Raw genomic sequence first — 21,728 nt, 5'->3', positions numbered from 1 at the left:
ACTCCGGCCGCCAGACAGGTTTATAGCGTTTCAGACAGATTGACCTACCTGAAGATCAAGGCCGATCTGCATCATCCTCGCCCAGAAAACTGATAATATGTTTCAGATCTGTCAGCAGGATTCCCACAACAAAACGTATAATAGGGTCTGCCGTTTCATCTTCAGCCGGAAGGGCAGAAATAACTTCTGCGGCCACGCGGCTGTCATCCCCTGAACGGGCAGTGGCTTCATCATTACAACGCTGGATAACCCACTGAAACCCACGCAAAAGACCAGCGCTAATGGTGGCCACCTGTTGTGCAGGAATAGTGGCGCCAGAGTGTGGAAAACGCAGCATGGCACGGGCCACCACCAATGCGTCCATTTGCAATTGCCGCACTTCCTTGGGAAGTTGCGCCAGCATGGGATCTCGTTGCTCTAACGGCTTCCAGTGTTCACGCCGCGCTTCTTCCAACGCGGCCTGCACCTTGCGCAAAGAAGCCGCGCAATCATCATTCATATCCTGAATGGTCACCCAATCTGTGTCTCCAGAACGGGCTTTCTGCAACATGGCCACAATTTGCGTCACTGTTTCCGCTGCATTGCGAAAAGCGTCTCGCCGTGCCTGCTCATGCAGCACAACGTACGTCACCAACGTGGAAACCCCTACCCCGATCAGAATAGCCAGCACACGCTCGATGGGGCGAAGATAGGGATCTCCCTCTGTGGGGAACAACGTCGCAATCATGAGTGTCACCACACCCATGCGCGCGGCGGGCTTCCAGCTTACCAATACGGCAAGTGGTATAAAAGCAATGGCAAAGGCCTCCCACAAAGGCCAATGCAAAAACATCATCAGTGTAATGGGTACAATGCTGACAGCCGCCCCAATAAGGGTGCCAACAATCTGATCCCGCCCTTTGGAAATGGTATCCGTGATACTGTTCTGCGTGACAATAACGGATGTAATAATGGCCCAGCCCGGCTCCTGCAGATTGGTCAGCCACACCATAAAACCAGAAAGGCCAACGGCACTCAGTAGCCGTACGGTCTGCCGCGCCACGGCGTTGTTCAGCCATGGCGCCTGAATAGAAAATGGAACCATTTATTGAGACGTATCTTCACCCGTTAAGGAAAACGGAATCCAGCGCAAACCGTCCGAATCATGCACAAGAAGCAGTACGGACCGCTTTTTGTCCTTCTTGGCGGTTTCAATCCGCTTTTTCAGATCTGCTGGTGTGTTCACCTCAGCCTGCTGTACTTCGGTAATCACATCTCCGGGCTTTAGCCCTCGGTCTGCGGCAAGGCCATCTTCCTGCACGGATGTAACCAGCACCCCTTTCTGATTGGCAGACAGACCGTATTTCTGCCGGGCTGCCGTATCAATGATGCCAACAGAAAAACCAAAATCTGCAAAACTGACAGTTTCCTTGGTTTTAGATGGGGCCGTTGGTTTCTGAGGCGTTTCATCCGCAGGTTCTGGCAAGGCCGCAATAGTGACAGGCAGATCCAAAGTTTTGCCATGCCGCCATACGCCAAGATGCGCCACACTTCCCACCGGCAGTTGGGCAGAAAGGCGTGGCAATGCCTTGCCTTCAATCGGTTGCGCATTAAGCGCCTGAATCACGTCCCCTGTCTGCAATCCTGCTTTGGCTGCTGGGCCATTTTTTTCTACCCCAGCCACCAAAGCGCCACGTGCTGGCGTAAGGCCCAGACCATCGGCGATATCCTGCGTGACATTCTGGATTCTGACACCCAGCCACCCGCGTGACACCTTACCGGTTTTACGCAGCTGTTCGACCACATTGCGGGCCTCGTTGGAAGGAATGGCAAACCCGATACCAACAGACCCACCAGAGGGCGAATAAATGGCTGTATTTACGCCAATAACCTGCCCATTCATATCAAACAGCGGGCCACCGGAATTGCCCTTGTTGATGGGCGCATCTGTCTGGATAAAATCATCATACGGGCCTTGGTCAATATTGCGCCCGCGTGAGGAAATAATACCGGCCGTAACAGTGCCAGACAGACCAAACGGGTTGCCAATGGCCAGCACCCAATCCCCTACCCGGTGGCTGTCACTATTACCGAATTGCACAAAAGGCAGAGGCTTTTTGCTTTCCACCTTCAGCAGGGCAAGGTCTGTTCTGTCATCATGGCCCACAGCTTTGGCTGTCAGCACCGTGTTGTCCTGCAAGGTAACTGTAATACGGTCTGCCTTACGGATAACGTGGTTATTGGTTACAATGTAACCAGTGGGATCAATAATAAAGCCAGAACCCAATGCCTGCATCCGCCGTGGCGGTGCATCCGGTTCTGTCTGCCTGTTCATGAAATCATGAAAGAATTTCTCGAACGGAGAGCCCTGCGGAAAATTGGGCATCTGTGGCAGTTGGTCATCTTCTTCATCATCGTCCGAATCTGCCCGCACAGTCTGGGTGGTAGATACATTCACCACAGCAGGCAGAAGTTTTGCGGCCAGATCTGCAAAGCTTTCTGGCACGCGCTGCGCAACCACTACAGGCGGCGCAGCCGTGGCAGCCTGATCTGCCTGTGCAGGATGCACAAAACTTGCACCTGCCAGCAAAAGGCCAGACAGAGAAAAAACACGGGCAAAACGGACAGATATATGCATGGAAGAAACAGTCTTTCTGTCAGACAGCGGCAGGAAAATGTATTCTGAGTTTATGGCATGAACATGCTGAAAGGTCAGCCCGCTTTGCACAGGCGGCTTGTTGTTCCGCTTCTATCAGCCCGGTTTTAAAGCCGTTACCCCTCCGCCAGTTCCAGTACCCACTTCGCTACGGCCTCACCCAACAATCGGTAACCAATATCACCCATATGGATGCCATCGGGCGAAAGATCTTCCCGCCTCAAACCGTATGTTTTGCTCCACTGTTTCATCAGATCAAAACGTGGGAACACAGGCATTTCCAATTCCCGCCCCAGTGCATGCACAGATGCCTGAAAAGCCGGGGCTAGGGGGCATTCATCCAGCAAACGGCACCATTGCAAATCCATAAGCGCAATGTCTGCTCCGTTTTCGCGCAGCGCTTGCAGATCATCTCGCGTTAGCTGCTCAAAGTCTGCCAGATTTACGCCTGTTAGCGGGTCATTTACACCGCCCTGCCAGATTACAAGATCGGCCTTATCTGCCAGAACTTGCGCCAAGCGAGCATGCATTTGCACGGCCCCTTGCCCACCAATACCGCGATTGATGACTTCCAGCTTATCCGGCACGGCAGCACGCAATGTTTGCTCAAAAACACCTGCGTAACTGGCTGCAATTGATGAAGCGCCCACACCTTCTGTAGAGGAAGACCCAAACAACGTAATTTTTACAGGCTTTTTATGCCGCAAAAGCCGGGCCACATGCGGCAGAGAAGAAAGCTTTGTGAAAGACATGGTGTTTCCTTACGTAATACGGCCAACACTGCGTTACTTACTGGCCACCAACGCAGCACGCTGGCGTGTGCGGCGGGCATCCAGCCAAGCTGCCAGCCAGAACAGAACTGCCAGCCCCACAATGTTAACCGCTACCTGCAAGCCCCAGCCTTCACCAAACGTGCTGAAAATGAGCCGCGCGTATAGGTCCAGCACCGTGCCCACCACAAAAATTTCCAACGAATGACGGCCAACCCGCGCCAGAATTTGCCCCAGCTTGCTTTCTGCTGCCCACTGCCGCGCTTTATCTGAAGACTGAACCAGATAAAAAATGGCCACAACATCCAGCAGACGAAACGGAGAAAGCCATGTTTTGGCAGGCGCTATGGAATCTCCAAACGGGCGGAAATCTGGCAGCCCCCACAATGTCCATGGAAACGCCTGAATGGCAGAAAACACCAGATACAAAATACTGGCGATCACCAGTAACCGCTTACGTGGCAGATCCCCCCCGCGCCGTTCTGTTTCGGCAGAAGCTGTCAGCCCCAGCGCAAACAGAAACTGCCACGCAAACGGGTTAAAATACCATCCATCCGGGTCCAGCCAGTTGGGAAAGTTTATTTCCGGATCAAAATTGACAAACAGCCACACAGCACCAGACAGCACGAGCGCGAGTGAGCGGTGCACACGCATCAACACATAAAAAAGCGGGAACCCACCCAGCAGAACGATATAAAGTGGCAGGATATTGAGGTTGCTGGGCAAGGCATCAAACATCATCACACGCCAGACCCAGCCCATGCCATGTGCTAGTTCTGGCTCCAGATAATCGACTGAAACCGGCGTAAAATGGCGCCATGCCCGTACAGTAAAGACGTAAGCTGCAACCATAATGGTTTGGCCAATGTAAAGCTGCACACACCGGCGGAAAATCCGCTTGAGAATTGTGGGCACACCATATTTTTTAAAGCCACGCCCATATGCCAACCATGATGCATAGCCCGCAAGCAGCACAAACACTTCCGCCGCATCTGCAAACCCGACATTGCGCATGGTAAAACGGTTGAGCAGGTTTTGAGGGATGTGGTCTATAAACATCATCAGCAACGCCACACCACGCATGGCATCAATCCGATGATCTCGCCCTCGGCCAACAGTCAACTTGGAAGGCGGTGCAGAGACAACACCAGATCCTGAAGTTTTTTCAGCCTGTGAGGTCATTTTATCCACCCGGCCATCCGCCACTGCATTTACCATGTGCGTCATCTACCGGCCTCGTCTGTTCTGTGCCAGAAAAAATCTGTCACACGCAGGAAACATACTGAACCTGCACAACATCTCGCGCAGGCCTTCCCCTTGACGGCAAGCCATACTTGCTGTTGCCAACACAACAGACCTCATCACCCTTAACAGGAGCAAAATTGTGGCCCAGCCTCCCTCCGTTTCCTCTCAGGACATCACTCGTGTTCTGGAAAATGTAAAAGACCCACAAACGGGCAAAAACCTGCTGGCTTATGGGCATCTGGAAGGCTGTTCACTTACGGAAGGCAAACTTTCTGTCGCTTTTGCTGTCGCGCGGGAACATGCCCAAACCATTTCTGCTTTATGTGATGGTGCTGCCCGTCAGCTAGAAACCCTTCCGGGTGTGCAAAGTGCCAGTATTATTCTTACAGCACATCGCCCTGCCGGAGCCGCAGCAAAACCCAAAGCAGCATCTGGTGGGCATCGTCCTTTAGGGGGTGTGGCACCGGCCGATGGCAATGCCCCTATTCTTCCCGGTGTAAAAACCATTATTGCCGTGGCCTCGGGCAAAGGGGGCGTGGGCAAATCCACTACCGCAACCAATCTGGCCGTTGGGCTTGGTTTGGAAGGCCTGAAAGTTGGCCTTCTGGATGCAGATATTCATGGCCCTTCCCTGCACCGCATGTTGGGCGCAACGGGCAAGCCCGAGGTTATAGACGGCAAACTGCAGCCTGTTGAAGCATGGGGAATTAAAGCTGTTTCCCTGGGCATGCTCGTTGATGAAAAAGCCGCCATGATCTGGCGCGGCCCCATGGTGATGGGCGCCATTAATCAGCTGCTGACAGATGTAACCTGGGGAGATCTGGACGTAATGGTGGTGGACCTGCCACCCGGCACCGGCGATGCGCAGCTTTCTCTTACACAAAAAGTGCCTTTAACCGGCGCTGTTATTGTTTCTACCCCGCAGGATATCGCACTGATTGATGCGCGCCGCGGCGTGACAATGTTTGAAAAAGTAAATGTGCCTGTATTGGGCCTGATTGAAAACATGTCCTATTTCTGCTGCCCGAATTGTGGGCACAATACAGAACTGTTTGGCCATGGCGGCGCCAAGAAAGAAGCCGAAGCCATGGGTGTGCCTTTTTTAGGCGAAGTTCCACTATTGGCAGATATTCGCGCCAGTGGGGACAAAGGCGTGCCCGGTATTATTGAAAACCCGGATGGTGAAGGTGCCAAAGCATGGCGCCACATCGCACATACAGTTACAGAAATGCTGCGGCCACAACTGCAAAAGTAAACAGTTTTAAAAGAAAAACCGGCCGTCCCCTTCATTCAACGGGCGGCTGGTTTTCTTACAAACTGAACAAGTAATTATTTGGATTTTGGCTTATGTGCCGGAGGTGTTTTTGAACCTTTTTTGAAAAAAGCACGACATTTGGGGCTCAGCTTATCCTGCTTACGCTCCATGCATTGTGTGATTTTCTTTTCATTGGGAATAGCCAGCGCACAAAGGCGCAGAGCATCCCCTTTGCAAGCTTCTGTCTGTTTTTCCCGCAATGTGTCTGCATGAACAGGATATGCCAGCCCGAGCAGAGCCATACCGGAAAACACTATAGAGATACGTCGCATAAAATTTGTCATTCTATACTCCATTAAATTTTAGAAATTACGAGGCATCTATAACATGCCATTCTTACGGACCCAGCTTAGGGCAAATATTTTTCATTCCACCCTGCGCCTGATCACAAAACTCAAAATGCCACTTATCTTTGGTGGCTGGAGCATTCATAAACAGAACCCCCCATACAACCACCAGCACAACAGCAATAACCACGAAAGGCCACAACGGCGGCAGATGTGCCGTGCTAAAAGGTTGCCGTAACTTTTTACCGCGCAAGCCTTCCTTCTTAATCTGCTCAAAGAAGGGGGCTTCCTTCTTTGATGCGTTTTTATCGTCCAACTTGCTTGTCATGGTTAGGGTAACACTCTGGCAATCAGCCTTTTAAACTGGCCATCATTTCATCCCATTCACGGCGGCTGAGGCCAGAACCTTTCTGCTCCACATTCTCTCCGGCCAACATACGACGCAGAACCTGCATCATGGTTGCAGAGAATGTGACTGCTCCACGGCGATATTCTTCAAAAGCACTGGCTGTTACCGGCACCCACGCGTGCAGAATCTTCAGCATAATTTCTGCATAAACACGAATTTCATACTGCGCATGCGGGTCAATCCGCAGGGCCAGAAAATGCATGAGGTTATGGAGATCTATCTTCCAGTACCACTGGGTGTAGGTGTTCAGGGTCAGGTTAATACGGCCCAGCTCACGGGCCAGACCGTACCCGTTTTCTGCATCCAGCATTTTTTCGTAATCACGATACGTCCGCATGGCATCATCACGCAGGATATCCAGAACTTCAGCAGCCTGCTGTGGAGCCAGAATCTGTCCTCGTCCCTGACGGTTCACTTCACTCTGTGCGGCCATATGTTCTGGTGCTGGCAGGTAAAATTCACTGTCTAGAATGGAATAACGTGCAGAATATTCATTCACGCTGGCCATACGATGCCGAATCCACTGCCGTGCCACAAAAATGGGCAGTTTGACGTGAAATTTCATCTCGCACATTTCAAACGGTGAAGAATGGCGATGGCGCATCAGATACCGGATCAGCCCCGCATCTTCTGAAACCTTGCGAGTGCCCCGACCGTATGAAACACGCGCTGCCTGCACAATGGCAGCATCATCCCCCATATAGTCAATAACGCGCAGGAACCCATGATCCAGCACTTCCTGCGGTTCATACAGCATGGCTTCCAGCGCTGGCACGGTAGGCCTGCGCGTGGCAAAGGTTTCCTGCCCGTGAGCTGCTATTTCCGCCCGCTGTTCTTCCGTAAGTGCCATGCCGCCTTATTCCTAACCGTGGTCTGAATTCAGACCTCCATACTCCATACAGCACTATGGATGCTACTGTTGCACCCTGTAATTTTCTTACTGCAAACACCTTGCGCAGCCTTACGCTCCCGCCTATGTTTGGGGTGTTAGAAGTTCGCTTCTGACTATGGCAATAAACGGAATATGGAATAGGCGTAGTGGACCCGGGGGCGGTACCCGGCGTCTCCACCAATCATCCGGCCTCTCAAGGGTTTGGACAGATGGGGACGAAATAGGCTCGACACGCGCAGTAAAGATATTCTTTTTGCCCGGTATTGTACCACCGTTATCGGGCTATTTTTACAAGTGCCAATGATAACTCTGAGGTGCTCGCTGTTGCTGCATAAGCGATAAGCGCGGTTCGGGAGGGCACCGGGCAACAGAAGCCCTCCCACCTCAATTTCCCAAATTCAGCTCTGTTTTAAATGCTATACTTTGGCCTGCATGGCTGGTGTTGCAACAAACATGTCCGGCGTGCTTGCACTGGCGTGATCTTTCGCGCATCCCTGCGTTATATAAATATTCGATCAAAAAGCCGGGGCAACCCCGGTGGCGGCAAGGAGCAAATAATATGGCTGATGACCACGACCCCACACAGGACGACTCCCTTTTTCCGGCTCCCAGCCTGCTGCCGTATGAACGCTGGCTGAATGAAGCCTCCCGCAGTGTGATGTTGAATGCGCTCGAACATGTGAGCCGCGAAGGGCTTGCAGGAGAGCACCATTTCTATCTGACTTTCCTTACGGATTTTCCCGGCGTGGATATTCCTGCCAGACTTCGCGCCCAGTATCCGCATGAAATGACCATCGTGCTCCAGCACCAGTTCTGGGATCTGAAGGTGGACCGGGAAGCAAAAACTGTTTCTGTCGGTCTTTCCTTTGGGGGTGTTGGCTCCATACTGGTTATTCCTGTGCAGGCTATTACTGGGTTTGCTGATCCTGCCATAAGGTTCAGCCTGCATTTTGCTGCCGTGGAGCCAACAGAGGAACCCGCGCCGGAAGAACCCACCACCGGCCAGCCCGAACAGGACGGGCCGGAGGAAAGCGACTCGTCCTCACAGGTCGTGAGTCTTGACGCTTTCCGTAAGAAAGGACCATCACCCGCCTGAAGCCCCGGCGCAAACGGGGCCAGGTTGACGGAGAAGACACGAAGAAATGACCAGCCAGCCCCCTCGCCCCCCGGTGCCGGAATTTGCCTATTCTCCCCTGTTCCCGATGGGGGAGGATAAAACCACCTACCGCAAGCTGGATCTTGCAGGTGTGAGCACATCACAGTGCGGTGGCAAAACTGTTCTGCACGTTACGCCCGAATCCCTTACGGAACTCACTGCGCAGGCTTTTCATGAAGTGGCGCATTTTCTGCGCCCCGCACATCTGGCGCAGCTTGCCTCCATCCTGAAAGACCCCGAAGCTTCGGATAACGATCGCTTTGTGGCGCTTGATCTGCTGAAAAACGCCTGTATTGCCGCAGGGGGCGTGCTGCCCATGTGCCAGGATACCGGCACCGCCATTGTGTTTGGCAAAAAAGGCCAGCGTGTCTGGGCGGAAGGGAACGAGGAAGTTGCCTTCTCCAAAGGTGTGTACGAAACCTATACACGCACCAATCTGCGCTATTCCCAAATGGCGCCACTCACCATGTTTGATGAAAAGAACACCGGCACCAACCTGCCCGTTCAGTGCGATATTTTTGCCAGCCCAGCTGGTGAGCACGATGAGCAGATGGACCTGATGTTCGTTGCCAAGGGTGGTGGCTCTGCCAACAAAACCTTCCTGTTTCAGGAAACGCGCGCCCTGTTGGGGTCTGAACAGCAGTTGCTGGACTGGCTGGATACCAAGATCAAGACACTCGGCACATCCGCTTGCCCGCCTTACCATCTGGCCATTGTTATCGGTGGCATGTCTGCTGAACAGACACTCAAAACAGTTAAGCTGGCATCTACCCACTGGTATGATTCCCTGCCAACCAAAGGGGATATGACCGGCCACGCCTTCCGTGATGTTGAGATGGAACAGAAGGTGCTAGAGCTTACCCGCAAGCTGGGAATTGGCGCTCAGTTTGGCGGCAAATATTTCTGCCACGATGTGCGGGTTATCCGCTTGCCCCGGCACGGTGCATCTCTGCCGGTTGGCATTGGTGTTTCCTGCTCGGCAGATCGGCAGATCAAGGCTCGCGTAACAGCAGAAGGCTTCTTTCTGGAACAGCTGGAGCATGACCCTGCCCGCTTCCTGCCAGAAACCACAGATGAACATCTGGAAGGCGAAGCCATCAAGATCGACCTGAACCGGCCGATGGATGAAATCCGCAAAGAGCTTTCCAAATACCCTGTCAAAACCCGTCTGGCCCTTACGGGTACTGTGGTGGTTGCGCGTGATATCGCCCATGCCAAATTCCGCGAACGCCTGCAAAAAGGCGAAGGCCTGCCGCAGTATCTGAAAGATCATCCCGTCTATTACGCTGGACCGGCCAAAACCCCTGCTGGCATGCCTACAGGCTCCTTTGGCCCCACAACGGCTGGCCGGATGGATTCTTACGTGGCGGAACTTCAAGCCAATGGTGGTTCCTACGTCATGCTGGCCAAGGGCAACCGCTCCAAGGCCGTGAAGGATGCCTGCCAGAAATATGGTGGCTTCTATCTGGGTTCTGTTGGTGGGCCAGCTGCACGGCTTGCCAAGGACTGCATCCGCAAGGTGGAAGTGCTGGAATACCCTGAACTGGGCATGGAAGCCGTATGGAAAATTGAAGTGGAAGATTTTCCTGCGTTTATTGTTATTGATGATAAGGGCAACGACTTCTACGCTGAGCTGTAAGACAGCAGCCTTGGCCCCTTTGCTGCAAAGGGGCCCACAGCAAGGGAGCGATGCGGTTTCATGCGTTTTACAGTAGATCGGTTAGACCATGTGGTGCTGACTGTAAGGGATGTAGAAATTTCCGCTTCATGGTTTCAGCGCGTGCTGGGAATGGACCGGGAAGAATACGGCCGCAACAATCGCACTGCGCTGCGTTTTGGGGGCCAGAAGCTAAACCTGCGTGCTTATAATGCCGAAGGGTGGGAAACAGCCACACACGCCCTGCCCGGCGGAAACGATTTATGTTTTGTAACCGCCATTACCAGTGAAGATGTTTGCGAACACCTTAAAACCTGCGGCGTAACAATTGTAGAAGGCCCTGTGGCGCGCCTTGGTGCGCTAGGCCCGATTACATCCGTTTACTGCCATGATCCGGATGAAAATCTGATCGAAATTGCATCTTATCAAGGTTAAAAAAAATAGCCTCCCTCTTTGAAACTTATAAAAGAGGGAGGCTTTTTACTTTCAGCTCTTACGACGCACAACGGATGAAGGCTGCTGCGCGACCTGCTGCAACCATCCGCCATGAAAACCGGCCTGCAGCAAACCACGGCGAATAACAGTACTTTGCCGCATTGTGTCCCACACAAGGCCGCTGCGCCAGTTTTCCACCATCAGCAAAATGGGCCCTTGGTCGATACCCAAGTAAGTATTATCGGCCCAGTAATCCTGCTTCTCATCATGAAAGCTGGGATTAAACGAATCTGCAAAACCATATTTGCCGTAAATATGGTTTCCATATTTTTCTTTCATGGTGCGCAATGCCGGAATGGCAATTTCCGGCGCAAATGCCACAGAACCACCAGCCGCCGTTGGCGCAATGGTGCCATCATCCTGTGTATAGTCACGCCCCACACCACGGGCACTGTAAGACAGGAAGTGACGTGTCTGCCCGTTTTCTGTTTTGGTCACATCACCGGGGCCATCACTGGCTGTTAAGCCCCACGTGTTGGCATCGTAACCTTGCCATTTTCCGGGGTTGGACACAGCATAATTACGTTGCGCATACACAGCACGTCGGCTGTTTTCAAAATAATCAATACCCTTGCCACTGATCCAATTATCCTGAATCCCCCGGAAATCTATCCATGCGTGGGAATACTGATGCCCAAACAAAGGTGCAAAGTTCAGGAATGTTTGCCCGTATTCTTCACCCCAGCGCTTATCATTTGTTGCCAGCCATGCTTGCCAGGAAACAGGCTGTAACCCATGTTCGGGAGCCCCCAAGGCAAGAATGTACAGCATCATACCCTCGCTGTACCCTTCCCAATAGTTGGGAAGAAAGCCATGCTCGGGTGACCAACCCATGCTCAGCCGATGGTCTGGACGTTCCATCCATTTCCAGTCCACTCTATTAAAAAGTTGGTCTGAAAGCTGGCGAATTTCTTTTTCCTGCGCTGTATCCTGCGTATAAAAATTACGACAGAACAGAACACCCTGCATTAATAATGCGGTATCAATACTGGAAAGTTCAATATCTGGGTTCAGGCGCAAACCTGTACGGTTATCCAGAAAGTGATAGAAAAACCCGTGATAGCCAGAGGCTTTATCCGCACTCTCATTTTGCGGCAATTTCCACATATAGCGCAGCGTTGTAAGCGTACGCTCTACAGCCTGCTGGCGCGTAATATAATGGCGCTTAACACCAATACCATAAGCAGTCAGACCAAAACCTACAGATGCAACACTATCCTGCTTCTGATCTGATGGATAACGATCTGGAATAAGCCCCGTAGCCGGATCTGCTGAATCCCAGAACCACTGGAATGTGCGTTGCTCCAGATCAGATACCATCGCCACATCAGCCGGTGTGGGCGTATAAGCCTGTGGTGCTTGTGCAGAAGGGGCAAGCGCATAAGCCTGCCCGCCAACACTGGCAACACCTAGAAAGAGGCTTCCGGCAAGCAGCAAAGCCCCAGTTTTTAGAAAGGATTTTCTTTTTTCTGAAAGATCCGGCTTCTTGTTTTTCCACACATCAGGCACGCACTTTGTTTTCATAACCGCCAAAAATCCGATTGTTACCCCAGACCGTCCCGACCATTACGTTACACAACCGCCCAGCTAAGCGGCCTGTATGCAAGACGCATGAAAACATTCCAGCAACTGTGTAAGGTTCCCACAAACGTGAGCATGAAACACAGCGTATGCAAAAACAATGCTTTTGAGGGTAGATTTTTTGCGGTGCGCACAAGCGGAAAACGCATAAAGCGCTTTCCGTCCGTACCTGAAAATAGTTTTAGGTGATAGAATTATGACTGACGATACCGGAAGATATTCAAATCTGCCGCATCAATCTCAGGCTTTTTGTTGGACATAAGATCTGCCAACACTTTGCCAGAACCACATGCCATGGTCCACCCAAGCGTGCCATGCCCGGTGTTAAGGAACAGATTGTCCAAACCTGTGCGTCCAATAACCGGTGTGCCATCTGGAGTCATCGGGCGCAGACCTGTCCAGAAAAGTGCCTGCTCTACATCGCAACATCCGGGAAACAGATCTGTTACAGAATGTTCCAATGTTTCACGCCGGGGTTTACGCAAACGGCGGCTAAAACCAGCCAGTTCTGCCGTGCCCCCAATACGCACCCTATCCCCCAAACGGGTGATACCAATTTTGAAGGTTTCATCCATAATTGTAGAAACAGGCGCTGCATCTGCATTTTGAATAGATGCTGTAAGCGAATAACCTTTTACGGGATAAACTGGCAGATCAATCCCCAAAGGCCGTAGCAGTGCGGGAGAGAAACTGCCCAATGACAGCACATAGGAATCTGCCGTTAATACGCCGCGAGAGGTTTCTACACCCGTCACACGCCCACTTTCAGACCGAACACGGCGCACAACCGTATCATACAGAAACTTTACACCGGCTTCCTGCGCCATGCTGGCCAGACGCTGTGTGAATTTAAATGCATCTCCGGTTTCATCACCCGGCAAACGCAAACCACCAACAATCTTTTGGCGAGATGCTGCAAGACCCGGCTCTGCCGCTACGCAGCCATCTACATCCAAAAGTTCGTAGGGGACATTATACTGTTTAAGAACAGCAATATCCTTGGCTGTTGCATCAAGCTGCTTCTGGGTTCTAAAAACCTGTAGCGTGCCCTGCTGGCGGTCATCATACGTGATGCCTGTTGTCGCACGTAAATCCTGCATGACATCACGGCTGTATTCAGCCAAACGCACCATACGGCCTTTGTTGCGGTCATACGCAGCGGCCGTGCAGTTTTCCAGCATCTGAAAAAGCCATTTCCACAAATGCGGGTCTGGCATGGGCCAAAATACAAATGGCCGATACTTCATCAGCAGCCAGCTAATGGATTTAAGCGGCACACCCGGGCCAGCCCATGGCGCAGAATAACCGGGAGAAACCTGCCCCGCATTGGCAAAACTGGTTTCCATACCAGCTTCCGGCTGGCGGTCCACCACTGTAACTTCATGCCCGGCCTTAGCCAGATACCAGGCAGATGTAACCCCTACAACACCACTTCCCAGAACCAGAATTTTCATTTCTGCTTATCTTTCTGTTGGGTAAACTGTTCAGGCAGCCGCTGTGTAAACGCGATGATAGCGCCGCCCCAGAGATGTCAGTACTTCGTAACCAATTGTGCCTTCTGCTTTGGCTACAACATCTACGCCGTAAGACTCGTTCAGAAGTTCCACCATGCTATCTTCCTCCAGCAGGCCTTCAGGCACCGCAGAAAGATCAACAGTCATGGAATCCATAGAAATTCGGCCCAGAATTGGCAGCCGATAGCCCTTATACCAAGCGCATCCTGCAGCAGCCCCGGCGCGGGCAAAACCATCTGCGTAACCGGTAGCAATAGTGGCAACACGGCACGGGCCACCGGCTTGCCATGTCAGCCCGTAACCTACCCGGTCTCCCTTGGATAAATGACGAATTTGCAGAATATGCGCTTGCAGGCCAACCACAGGCTTAAGCGGGTTATCACCTTCATTCTGTGGCGCCACGCCATATAAAGCAGCACCGGGGCGGACAAGATCAAAATGAAACTGCGACCCCAGAAAAATACCGGATGATGCAGAAAGGCTTAAAGCAGCTTTGGGGAGCACATGCGCATAGGCCTCAAACCGTTCGCGCTGCATGGTATTTGCTGGATTTTCAGGGGTATCGGCACAAGCCAGATGGCTCATGACCAAACTGACAGACAAACCTGTAAGAAGTTCTGGAGACGCTGCTAGCGTATCAATATCAGCCTCTGAAAGCCCAAAACGGGACATACCCGTATCAAGCTGAATGGCGACATCCAAGGGTTTGCCCATCTTGGCAGCCAGATTTCGCAAAACCGCAATTTGTTCCAAACTATTGAGAACAGGCCGCAGATTGTTGCGTACACATACTTCAGCAGCTTCTGGCCGAGGGCCATGTAACACTGTGATAGATGTATGAGGAGATAAATAGGGCCTAAGGGCAAGCCCTTCATCTACATGTGCGACAAAAAAATGCTTTGCACCGGCATTTTCCAAAACGGGAGCCACTTGCGCAACACCAAGCCCATAGGCATCAGCCTTAACCACTGCAGCACAAGCCGTTTTACCCAACCGGCTTACAAGGTAGCGATAATTTTCAGCAATAGCGGACAGATTAACCGTAAGAACCGCCCCCGCGCGAGATGCAGGCCACATTGTTCTAGCTGAGGACGAAACAGTATTCACAACCGCCACCCTTATTTGTTTCGGTTTCAGAATTTTAACAGGTGTTTTGTAAGATATCCTGCCTGTGTGTTGCAGAACATATTATTTTTCCTGTATTTTAGAATAAAATTTCAATACCAGACCATAAAAGACAGATTATGCCAGATCGTGTAACCGAAGCCATTTTGCGGCACCTTGAACACAATGGTCGCCTGAGCAATGCAGAGCTGGCTGCAAAAGTGGGGCTTTCCCCTTCTGCCTGTCTGCGCCGTGTGCGCATGCTTGAACAACAGGGCACCATACAAGGCTACCACGCCATTATTGCTCGGCAGAAAAGCCCGGCAGTTGCCACCATTATTGTGCAGATCACGCTGGAAAAGCAGACAGAGGAATGCCTGCGGCGTTTTGAAAGCCGTATTAAAGAATGTGCTGATGTTAAGGAATGTTACCTGATGACAGGTGATGCTGATTATCTACTGCGTGTAGAAGCCCGAGACATGCAGGATTATGAGCGTATCCACAAAGAGGAATTATCCCGCATGCCGGGTGTGGTGCGTATTCAAAGCAACTTTGCCATTCGCCCCGTTGTGCAACAGGGCAAATGTAGCTGAATACCTAGTCTTCCGACTCTTCATCTTCCGATGGCGCATTGAGATCACGCTGCACTTCTGGAGAACGCAGCAGTGTATCCATGTGCATGGCCGTATCCAGGGCTGTATCTGGCTGGAAATGCAGTTCCGGCACAGTTCGCGCACGTATTTTATGCGCAAGCTGTGTTCTCAACCACGGAGCTACTCGTTTTAAAGCGGGCAGAAGTTCCGCAACATCGCTACGCCCCAAACGGGTAATAAAAACTGTTGCGTGACGAAAATCTGGAGAAAGCCGAACCTCGGTAACCGTAAGGTCAACATCTGCCAGATCCGGATCACGAAACGTGGTGCGTGCAAAAACTTCAGCCAACACACGCCGCACCTCTTCCCCCACCCGCAACTGACGCTGGGAGGGGCCAGATGGAGCAAGACCGGCGAGATACCCCGCCGGCCCTGCTACTTTACTGCCTGATCCGTTCTTACGGCTCATGCTGGAACCAGCTCACTTTCAAAGCATTCCACCACATCGCCTTCGCGCAGATCATTGTAGCCTGCAAAGGAAAGGCCACATTCGTAACCCTTGCTGACTTCCTTCACATCGTCCTTGAAGCGCTTGAGCTGGCTCAAATCACCTTCATGAACCACTACGCCATCACGCAGCAGACGCACGCCACAGCCGCGTTTGACAACGCCTTCCGTAACGTAACAGCCAGCCACTTTGCCCACCTTGCTGATTTCGAACACACGGCGGATTTCGGCATAACCAAGGAACTTTTCACGGTGCTTAGGTGCCTGCTTACCACGCACAAGCTGTTCCACATCATCAGCAACCTGATAGATGATGGAATAGTAGCGGATATCTACACCTTCGCGCTGCGCCAGCTGACGTGCCTGTGCTGTGGCGCGCACATTGAATGCAATAATCACTGCATCCGATGCCTTACCAAGCTGCACATCGCTTTCTGTAATCTGGCCAACAGAAGCATTCAGAACGCGAACGCCCACTTCTTCATTTGCCAGCTTGAGCACAGTTGTCTGAATAGCTTCCGCAGAACCCTGAACGTCTGCCTTGATCAGAACAGAAACTTCTTTCTGATCACCCGCCTGAATACGGGCCAGCATCTGATCCAGCGTGCCACGGGCAGCAACCTGACCAGCCACCTGATGTTCTTTCAGCTTACGCTGACGGAACTCGGAAATCTCACGCGCGCGGTTTTCGTTTTCAACCACCACGAACGGAGCACCAGCAGATGGCACACCAGAGAGACCCAGCACTTCAACCGGCATGGAAGGCCCTGCATCCGTAACCTGACGGCCACGATCATCCAGCAGAGCACGCACCCGGCCCCATTCGGTGCCAGCAACCACGATATCGCCTTTATGCAGCGTGCCTTTTTGCACCAGCACAGAGGCAACAGAACCGCGACCACGATCCAGACGGCTTTCAATGACGGCACCTTCAGCAGCCCGGTCCGGGTTTGCCTTCAGTTCCAGAATTTCTGCCTGCAGAAGAATAGCTTCTTCCAGCTTGTCCAGCCCGGTACGCTTAAGCGCGGAAACCTCAATATCCTGAACGTCACCGCCCATGGATTCTACCACAATTTCGTGGCTTAGAAGTTCCTGACGCACCCGATCAGGCTTGGCGCCTGGCTTGTCGATCTTGTTGATAGCAACAATCATCGGCACGTTTGCAGCCTTGGCATGCTTAATGGCTTCAACCGTCTGCGGCATAACACCATCATCAGCTGCCACAACCAGCACCACCACATCCGTAATGGATGCACCGCGAGCACGCATAGCCGTAAAGGCTTCATGGCCCGGGGTATCCAGGAATGTAATCTTGGAGCCGGAAGGCAGCGTAACCTGATAAGCCCCGATATGCTGGGTAATACCGCCGGCTTCTCCACCCGCAACGTCTGTTGTGCGCAGAGCATCCAGCAGAGATGTCTTACCGTGGTCAACATGACCCATGATTGTCACAACCGGCGGACGCGGACGCAGATCTTCCGGTGCGTCTTCCACACCTTCAATCCCCAGTTCAACGTCTGCTTCAGAAACACGGCGCACGCGGTGGCCGAATTCTTCAACAATCAGTTCAGCCGTATCAGCATCAATGGTCTGAGTGACAGTTGCCATTACGCCCATTTTCATCAGCGCTTTGATAACTTCACCCTGACGGGCTGCCATACGGTTAGCCAGTTCCTGCACGGTAATGTTTTCCGGCAGAACCACATCACGCACAACCTTCACCTGATCGGAGCGCAGACGTTCCAGTTCAGCCTGACGGCGTTCACGCTCGCGCTGACGACGGACAGATGCGAGTGAACGCGTCTTATCGTCATCACCTTCAATCGCGGCCTGCACGTCAATGCGGCCTGCACGACGGCCACCGCCAACATCGGACTTACGACCGCCACCACTTTTGCGATGGTTACCAGCAGGTGTTTTACGAGATGCACCACGGCGCGGCGCATCATCACTTTCCATGTCACGGCCACTACGCAGACGCAGTGTTTGCGCAGCGGCTGGTTCTTTTTCCTTGGCTTCAGCAGGCTGAGAGCGTGAAGGAACAGGCTTCAGCGGCTTGGCTGGCATAATTGCGCGTTCAGCCAATGGACGCAGACGCCCAACCGGCGGAGCCAGCGTTACTTCACCCGGAATGGGCACAGCAGAAACAACTGGTTCTTTCACGGCAATAGGCTGAATGGATTCAATGCGCGATTTGCGCTCATCCTCTTCAGCAGCAGCCTTTGCGGCTTCGGCTTCTTCAGCCGCGCGCTTATCTTCTTCTTCCTTACGACGTGCTTCTTCAGCAGCCGAAAGAATACGAATTTTTTCAGCTTCGCGCTGCTCGGCTTCACGCCGTGCGGCTTCTTCCGCTGCTTTTTTCTGTTCCGCCAGCACACGCTGACGCATGGCCAGTTCAGCGGCTGTTAGCGTACGACCGCCACCGCGCGCTCCACCGGCACGTCCGCCAGAGCCACCCGGCCCGGCACCACGTTTTTTGCGCACTTCAACCTGCACAACCTTGGAGCGGCCATGACTGAAACTTTGCCGCACGGACCCGGCATCAACCGTCCGTCCGACCTCCGAACGCCCTGCCGGCCGAAGGGACAAACGCCCCTTACCCTGATCCTGATCCTTGCCTTCGCTCATTGACCCGCCTGTTCACACCCATGCGCCGGAAAGGTCCGGGGCATGCGAGGGCCGCCTTCAGCAACCCCCGTAAAACGCTTATTCTCACAACGTAAGCGCTGTGCCAGCCCACCGGCTGAAAGCGCTACGTTCACCACTCGTTCCCGCCCAAAAATCTTTGCCAGATCTTCAGATGACAACGCCTCAACGACAGGAATATCACGTTGGCCGGAAACCAGCCTTTCCCGCTCTTCCCTGCTTCCATCCAGCGCATGAACAACAATGGCAGCTTTACGCTGTACCAGCCATTCTCGCACCTTCATAAATCCACTTGTAGCCTGACCAGCTCTGCGAGCCAGCCCTACAAGTTCACTCATCCGCCGGAGCAGCCCCGCTTCTACACGGGCCACTATATCTTCCGGCACCTTAACCTGCTGGCGTGCGGCGCGTGAAAAAACGCCCCGAGCACGCGCCTGTTCTATCACATCCCGGCGGGGGCTCAACCATATTCCCCGCCCCGGCAGACGTGCATCCAGATCAGGCACCACTTCACCAGATGGTGAAATTACAAACCGGATCATTAAAGAAGGTTCGCCTTCTTCACGCGTTACCGCGCACCTCCGAAGGCTGCCTTTCTCTTCTGTTTCTGGCAAGAAATCACCACCCACTTTATATCAGGCCTCAGGCGTTGGCCTCACCTTCCTTGATATCGGAAGGCTGCTGATTTTCATCCTCAAACCAATGAGCACGTGCTGCCATGATAATTTCATTGGCGGCATCTTCCTCAATGGCATCGGTGCCCAAGATCTCAACCAGCTCATCGCCAGCCAGATCTGCAAGGTCGTCTAAGGTTTTTACACCTTTTTCACCCAATGTCACAAGCATCTGGTTTGTAAACACGCCCATATCGGCAATCTCGTCCACAACACCAAGCTCTTTCCGCCGATCATCAAGCTTTTGTTCCTGCTGAACCAGATAAGATTCAGCACGCTGAACCAGCTCCTGCACCACCGACTCGTCAAAACCTTCAATGCCAATCAGTTCATCAGGATCAGCAAAAGCCAGTTCTTCGATGGAGTGGAAACCTTCTGTGACGAGCAGACCCGCAATCACATCATCCACATCCAGAGCTTCAACAAACAGCGCTGTCCGACGACGGAACTCTTCCTGGCGGCGCTCGGATTCTTCCGCTTCTGTCAGGATATCAATATCCCAACGAGTCAGCTGGCTGGCCAGACGGACGTTCTGCCCACGGCGGCCAATAGCCAGAGAAAGCTGCTCATCCGGCACGACCACTTCTACGCGCCCGGCTTCTTCATCCATCACCACTTTGCTGACTTCAGCCGGAGCCAATGCATTCACCACAAAAGTAGCGGCCTGCGGGCTCCACGGGATGATATCGATCTTTTCGCCCTGCAACTCGGCCACAACGGCCTGCACACGGGAACCGCGCATACCCACGCAAGCCCCAACGGGATCAATAGACGCATCACGAGAAATCACAGCCATTTTGGCGCGAGAACCCGGGTCACGCGCAACGGCCTTAATTTCAATAATGCCATCATAAATTTCAGGCACTTCCTGCGCAAATAGCTTGGCCAAAAAGGCCGGATGCGTGCGAGACAGGAAAATTTGCGGACCACGTGGTTCATCACGCACATCGTAGATGTAGGCACGCACGCGGTCTGAGTTACGGAACGTTTCACGCGGGATCAGCTCATCACGCCGAAGCAGCGCTTCTGCCGAACCAATTTCAACCAGCAGGTTACCGTATTCGGTCCGCTTGACGGTACCGTTTACGATTTCGCCAACGCGATCCTTGAATTCGTTATACTGGCGCTTGCGTTCATATTCACGCACGCGCTGCACAATCACCTGTTTGGCGGTTTGCGCGGCAATACGGCCAAAATCGATCGGGGGCAGTGGATCGATCAGATATTCGCCTGCCTGAATTTCAGGGCGAAACTTGCGGGCAATGGAGAGCGCAATCTGCGTATCTTCATTTTCCACTTCGTCCACCACTTCCGTCCAGCGGGACAGACGCACATCGCCTGTCTTGCGGTCGATGGTGGCACGAATGTCCTTTTCGTGCCCATATTTGGCGCGTCCGGCTTTCTGGATCGCCTGTTCCATGGCTTCCAGCACTTCTTCACGCTCGATACCTTTCTCGCGCGAGACAGCGTCTGCAACCAGCAAAAGTTCAGGACGGGAAACAGAGGTATCCATACTCTCAGCTCTCCAAAACAGGCAGCTTTATCAATGCACCTTGGGCCCGGAAGAATCGTCGTCATTCTTCTGGGCGGGATCAGTGCCGGGCGCAGATTGCACCATACGGGCACTAGCTTCAATCAGAGCATCTGTCAGCACCAACCGTGCACGCCGAAGTTCTTCCAGCGGCAAGGCAACTTCCGTGCCATCATCCAGACGCATCCGCGCAACAGTTCCATCAGACCCCAGAACCGTACCGGAAAAGCGGCGGCGCCCATTTACCGGCAGCAGAACTTCTGCCTTGGCCTGGTGCCCGGCAAAGCGGTTCCAGTCCTTCGCACGGGTAAGGGGCCGATCTATCCCGGCAGAGGAAACTTCCAGCGTCCACGCCCCGGGAATGGGGTCTTCAACATCCAGCACGGCACCTACCGCGTGGCTGATCCGTTCACAATCTTCCACATTGATCAGGGAACCGTCCTTGCGGTCTGCCATGATTTGCACAGTCGGACGCTCACGCCCCAGCACAGCAACACGCACAATCTCATAACCCATATCCTCAACGGCAGGGGCTATCAGCGCAGCAACGCGGGCTTCTAGGCCAGAGTGAGTAGAAAGGTCTGTATCCAATGCAAAAAAGGCGGCCGTCAAGGCCACCCCCCGAAACGTAAAACAAATTGAGAAGGATGGTTCTTTATGTAAGGGATGCAGAGTGAAACCGCAAGGGCAGAATAAAGTTACTGCCCGTTATGCAAA

20 protein-coding genes and 1 other RNA gene are annotated in these 21,728 nt (G+C 52.9%); 6 read left to right on the top strand and 15 right to left on the bottom strand.

Annotation, left to right across the window (positions count from 1 at the left end):
- Nucleotides 1–55 precede the first annotated feature (55 nt).
- The 4 genes from QQM41_RS07200 to QQM41_RS07185 all read right to left on the bottom strand — a co-directional run bounded on the left by QQM41_RS07200 (nucleotide 56) and on the right by QQM41_RS07185 (nucleotide 4,632).
- The gene (locus tag QQM41_RS07200; protein WP_128106080.1) at nucleotides 56–1,084 is read right to left on the bottom strand and encodes an aromatic acid exporter family protein; all 1,029 of its coding nucleotides are present in this window, start codon (nucleotides 1,082–1,084) and stop codon (nucleotides 56–58) included.
- Nucleotides 1,085–2,617 carry a DegQ family serine endoprotease gene (locus QQM41_RS07195; protein ID WP_339076689.1) on the bottom strand — a complete coding sequence of 511 codons (1,533 nt, stop codon included), beginning with the start codon at nucleotides 2,615–2,617 and terminating at the stop codon, nucleotides 1,085–1,087.
- A gap of 134 nt (nucleotides 2,618–2,751) precedes the next feature.
- Nucleotides 2,752–3,387, bottom strand: coding sequence for an SGNH/GDSL hydrolase family protein (locus tag QQM41_RS07190; RefSeq protein WP_339076688.1), 636 nt, complete (start codon nucleotides 3,385–3,387; stop codon nucleotides 2,752–2,754).
- A gap of 33 nt (nucleotides 3,388–3,420) precedes the next feature.
- A complete protein-coding gene (locus QQM41_RS07185; RefSeq protein ID WP_339076687.1) occupies nucleotides 3,421–4,632 on the bottom strand; it encodes an OpgC domain-containing protein in 1,212 nt (403 codons plus the stop codon).
- Nucleotides 4,633–4,789: 157 nt separating this feature from the next.
- On the opposite strand from QQM41_RS07185, the gene QQM41_RS07180 reads away from it, so the two are divergent.
- A complete protein-coding gene (locus tag QQM41_RS07180) occupies nucleotides 4,790–5,905 on the top strand; it encodes an Mrp/NBP35 family ATP-binding protein (protein WP_339076686.1) in 1,116 nt (371 codons plus the stop codon).
- 74 nt (nucleotides 5,906–5,979) lie between these two features.
- Here QQM41_RS07180 and QQM41_RS07175 read toward each other — a convergent pair whose 3' ends face one another.
- The 3 genes from QQM41_RS07175 to thyX are packed head-to-tail and all read right to left on the bottom strand — an operon-like array spanning nucleotide 5,980 to nucleotide 7,511.
- On the bottom strand, nucleotides 5,980–6,261 hold the full coding sequence (locus QQM41_RS07175) for a hypothetical protein (protein WP_050818645.1): 282 nt from the start codon (nucleotides 6,259–6,261) through the stop codon (nucleotides 5,980–5,982).
- A 40-nt stretch (nucleotides 6,262–6,301) separates the two neighbouring features.
- Nucleotides 6,302–6,580 carry a hypothetical protein gene (locus QQM41_RS07170; protein ID WP_050818647.1) on the bottom strand — a complete coding sequence of 93 codons (279 nt, stop codon included), beginning with the start codon at nucleotides 6,578–6,580 and terminating at the stop codon, nucleotides 6,302–6,304.
- A gap of 22 nt (nucleotides 6,581–6,602) precedes the next feature.
- Nucleotides 6,603–7,511 carry an FAD-dependent thymidylate synthase gene (gene thyX / locus QQM41_RS07165; RefSeq protein ID WP_050818649.1) on the bottom strand — a complete coding sequence of 303 codons (909 nt, stop codon included), beginning with the start codon at nucleotides 7,509–7,511 and terminating at the stop codon, nucleotides 6,603–6,605.
- 97 nt (nucleotides 7,512–7,608) lie between these two features.
- Here thyX and ssrA point away from each other — a divergent pair.
- The 4 genes from ssrA (at nucleotide 7,609) to QQM41_RS07145 (ending at nucleotide 10,801) form a co-directional block, all read left to right on the top strand.
- Nucleotides 7,609–7,937: a transfer-messenger RNA gene (gene ssrA, locus QQM41_RS07160) on the top strand.
- A gap of 175 nt (nucleotides 7,938–8,112) precedes the next feature.
- Nucleotides 8,113–8,649 carry an SspB family protein gene (locus QQM41_RS07155; protein ID WP_050818650.1) on the top strand — a complete coding sequence of 179 codons (537 nt, stop codon included), beginning with the start codon at nucleotides 8,113–8,115 and terminating at the stop codon, nucleotides 8,647–8,649.
- Nucleotides 8,650–8,695: 46 nt separating this feature from the next.
- Complete coding sequence (locus QQM41_RS07150; protein ID WP_339076685.1) at nucleotides 8,696–10,348, top strand: fumarate hydratase; 1,653 nt, start codon at nucleotides 8,696–8,698, stop codon at nucleotides 10,346–10,348.
- Nucleotides 10,349–10,408: 60 nt separating this feature from the next.
- Nucleotides 10,409–10,801 (top strand): VOC family protein, encoded by a 393-nt coding sequence (locus QQM41_RS07145; protein WP_003624614.1) that lies wholly within the window; start codon nucleotides 10,409–10,411, stop codon nucleotides 10,799–10,801.
- 51 nt (nucleotides 10,802–10,852) lie between these two features.
- On the opposite strand, the gene QQM41_RS07140 is transcribed toward QQM41_RS07145, so the two are convergent.
- The 3 genes from QQM41_RS07140 to alr form a co-directional block, all read right to left on the bottom strand.
- Complete coding sequence (locus QQM41_RS07140) at nucleotides 10,853–12,385, bottom strand: glucoamylase family protein (RefSeq protein WP_339076684.1); 1,533 nt, start codon at nucleotides 12,383–12,385, stop codon at nucleotides 10,853–10,855.
- A 251-nt stretch (nucleotides 12,386–12,636) separates the two neighbouring features.
- Nucleotides 12,637–13,896 (bottom strand): D-amino acid dehydrogenase, encoded by a 1,260-nt coding sequence (locus QQM41_RS07135; RefSeq protein ID WP_050818653.1) that lies wholly within the window; start codon nucleotides 13,894–13,896, stop codon nucleotides 12,637–12,639.
- A gap of 30 nt (nucleotides 13,897–13,926) precedes the next feature.
- The gene (gene alr, locus QQM41_RS07130) at nucleotides 13,927–15,072 is read right to left on the bottom strand and encodes an alanine racemase (RefSeq protein WP_339076683.1); all 1,146 of its coding nucleotides are present in this window, start codon (nucleotides 15,070–15,072) and stop codon (nucleotides 13,927–13,929) included.
- 128 nt (nucleotides 15,073–15,200) lie between these two features.
- On the opposite strand from alr, the gene QQM41_RS07125 reads away from it, so the two are divergent.
- Nucleotides 15,201–15,653, top strand: coding sequence for an Lrp/AsnC family transcriptional regulator (locus QQM41_RS07125; RefSeq protein WP_050818658.1), 453 nt, complete (start codon nucleotides 15,201–15,203; stop codon nucleotides 15,651–15,653).
- A gap of 4 nt (nucleotides 15,654–15,657) precedes the next feature.
- Here QQM41_RS07125 and rbfA read toward each other — a convergent pair whose 3' ends face one another.
- Genes rbfA through rimP form a run of 5 tightly spaced genes read right to left on the bottom strand, consistent with a single transcriptional unit; the run spans nucleotide 15,658 to nucleotide 21,629 of the window.
- Nucleotides 15,658–16,122 (bottom strand): 30S ribosome-binding factor RbfA, encoded by a 465-nt coding sequence (gene rbfA / locus QQM41_RS07120; RefSeq protein ID WP_339076682.1) that lies wholly within the window; start codon nucleotides 16,120–16,122, stop codon nucleotides 15,658–15,660.
- On the bottom strand, nucleotides 16,119–18,788 hold the full coding sequence (infB, locus tag QQM41_RS07115) for a translation initiation factor IF-2 (protein ID WP_050818662.1): 2,670 nt from the start codon (nucleotides 18,786–18,788) through the stop codon (nucleotides 16,119–16,121). Before infB ends, rbfA begins: the two co-directional genes overlap by 4 nt.
- Complete coding sequence (locus QQM41_RS07110; protein ID WP_003624602.1) at nucleotides 18,785–19,435, bottom strand: RNA-binding protein; 651 nt, start codon at nucleotides 19,433–19,435, stop codon at nucleotides 18,785–18,787. Before QQM41_RS07110 ends, infB begins: the two co-directional genes overlap by 4 nt.
- Nucleotides 19,436–19,448: 13 nt before the next feature.
- A complete protein-coding gene (gene nusA, locus QQM41_RS07105; RefSeq protein ID WP_050818664.1) occupies nucleotides 19,449–20,993 on the bottom strand; it encodes a transcription termination factor NusA in 1,545 nt (514 codons plus the stop codon).
- 30 nt (nucleotides 20,994–21,023) lie between these two features.
- A complete protein-coding gene (gene rimP, locus QQM41_RS07100) occupies nucleotides 21,024–21,629 on the bottom strand; it encodes a ribosome maturation factor RimP (protein WP_003624600.1) in 606 nt (201 codons plus the stop codon).
- Between the last annotated feature and the right edge of the window lie 99 nt (nucleotides 21,630–21,728).

This window comes from Acetobacter sp. AC2005, from assembly GCF_037901235.1.
Classification (GTDB): Bacteria; Pseudomonadota; Alphaproteobacteria; order Acetobacterales; family Acetobacteraceae; genus Acetobacter; species Acetobacter oryzoeni.
The sequence above is the reverse complement of the archived record's forward strand: the minus strand, read 5'-3'. Positions and strand labels throughout refer to the sequence as shown.

Excerpts from the sequence above, each read along its gene's own strand:
- QQM41_RS07200 (WP_128106080.1), bottom strand. The coding sequence starts at position 1,084 with ATGGTTCCATTTTCTATTCAGGCGCCATGGCTGAACAACGCCGTGGCG.
- QQM41_RS07195 (WP_339076689.1), bottom strand. The coding sequence starts at position 2,617 with ATGCATATATCTGTCCGTTTTGCCCGTGTTTTTTCTCTGTCTGGCCTT.
- QQM41_RS07190 (WP_339076688.1), bottom strand. The coding sequence starts at position 3,387 with ATGTCTTTCACAAAGCTTTCTTCTCTGCCGCATGTGGCCCGGCTTTTG.
- QQM41_RS07185 (WP_339076687.1), bottom strand. The coding sequence starts at position 4,632 with ATGACGCACATGGTAAATGCAGTGGCGGATGGCCGGGTGGATAAAATG.
- QQM41_RS07175 (WP_050818645.1), bottom strand. The coding sequence starts at position 6,261 with ATGGAGTATAGAATGACAAATTTTATGCGACGTATCTCTATAGTGTTT.
- QQM41_RS07170 (WP_050818647.1), bottom strand. The coding sequence starts at position 6,580 with ATGACAAGCAAGTTGGACGATAAAAACGCATCAAAGAAGGAAGCCCCC.
- thyX (WP_050818649.1), bottom strand. The coding sequence starts at position 7,511 with ATGGCACTTACGGAAGAACAGCGGGCGGAAATAGCAGCTCACGGGCAG.
- QQM41_RS07155 (WP_050818650.1), top strand. The coding sequence starts at position 8,113 with ATGGCTGATGACCACGACCCCACACAGGACGACTCCCTTTTTCCGGCT.
- QQM41_RS07150 (WP_339076685.1), top strand. The coding sequence starts at position 8,696 with ATGACCAGCCAGCCCCCTCGCCCCCCGGTGCCGGAATTTGCCTATTCT.
- QQM41_RS07145 (WP_003624614.1), top strand. The coding sequence starts at position 10,409 with ATGCGTTTTACAGTAGATCGGTTAGACCATGTGGTGCTGACTGTAAGG.
- QQM41_RS07140 (WP_339076684.1), bottom strand. The coding sequence starts at position 12,385 with ATGAAAACAAAGTGCGTGCCTGATGTGTGGAAAAACAAGAAGCCGGAT.
- QQM41_RS07135 (WP_050818653.1), bottom strand. The coding sequence starts at position 13,896 with ATGAAAATTCTGGTTCTGGGAAGTGGTGTTGTAGGGGTTACATCTGCC.
- QQM41_RS07125 (WP_050818658.1), top strand. The coding sequence starts at position 15,201 with ATGCCAGATCGTGTAACCGAAGCCATTTTGCGGCACCTTGAACACAAT.
- rbfA (WP_339076682.1), bottom strand. The coding sequence starts at position 16,122 with ATGAGCCGTAAGAACGGATCAGGCAGTAAAGTAGCAGGGCCGGCGGGG.
- infB (WP_050818662.1), bottom strand. The coding sequence starts at position 18,788 with ATGAGCGAAGGCAAGGATCAGGATCAGGGTAAGGGGCGTTTGTCCCTT.
- nusA (WP_050818664.1), bottom strand. The coding sequence starts at position 20,993 with ATGGATACCTCTGTTTCCCGTCCTGAACTTTTGCTGGTTGCAGACGCT.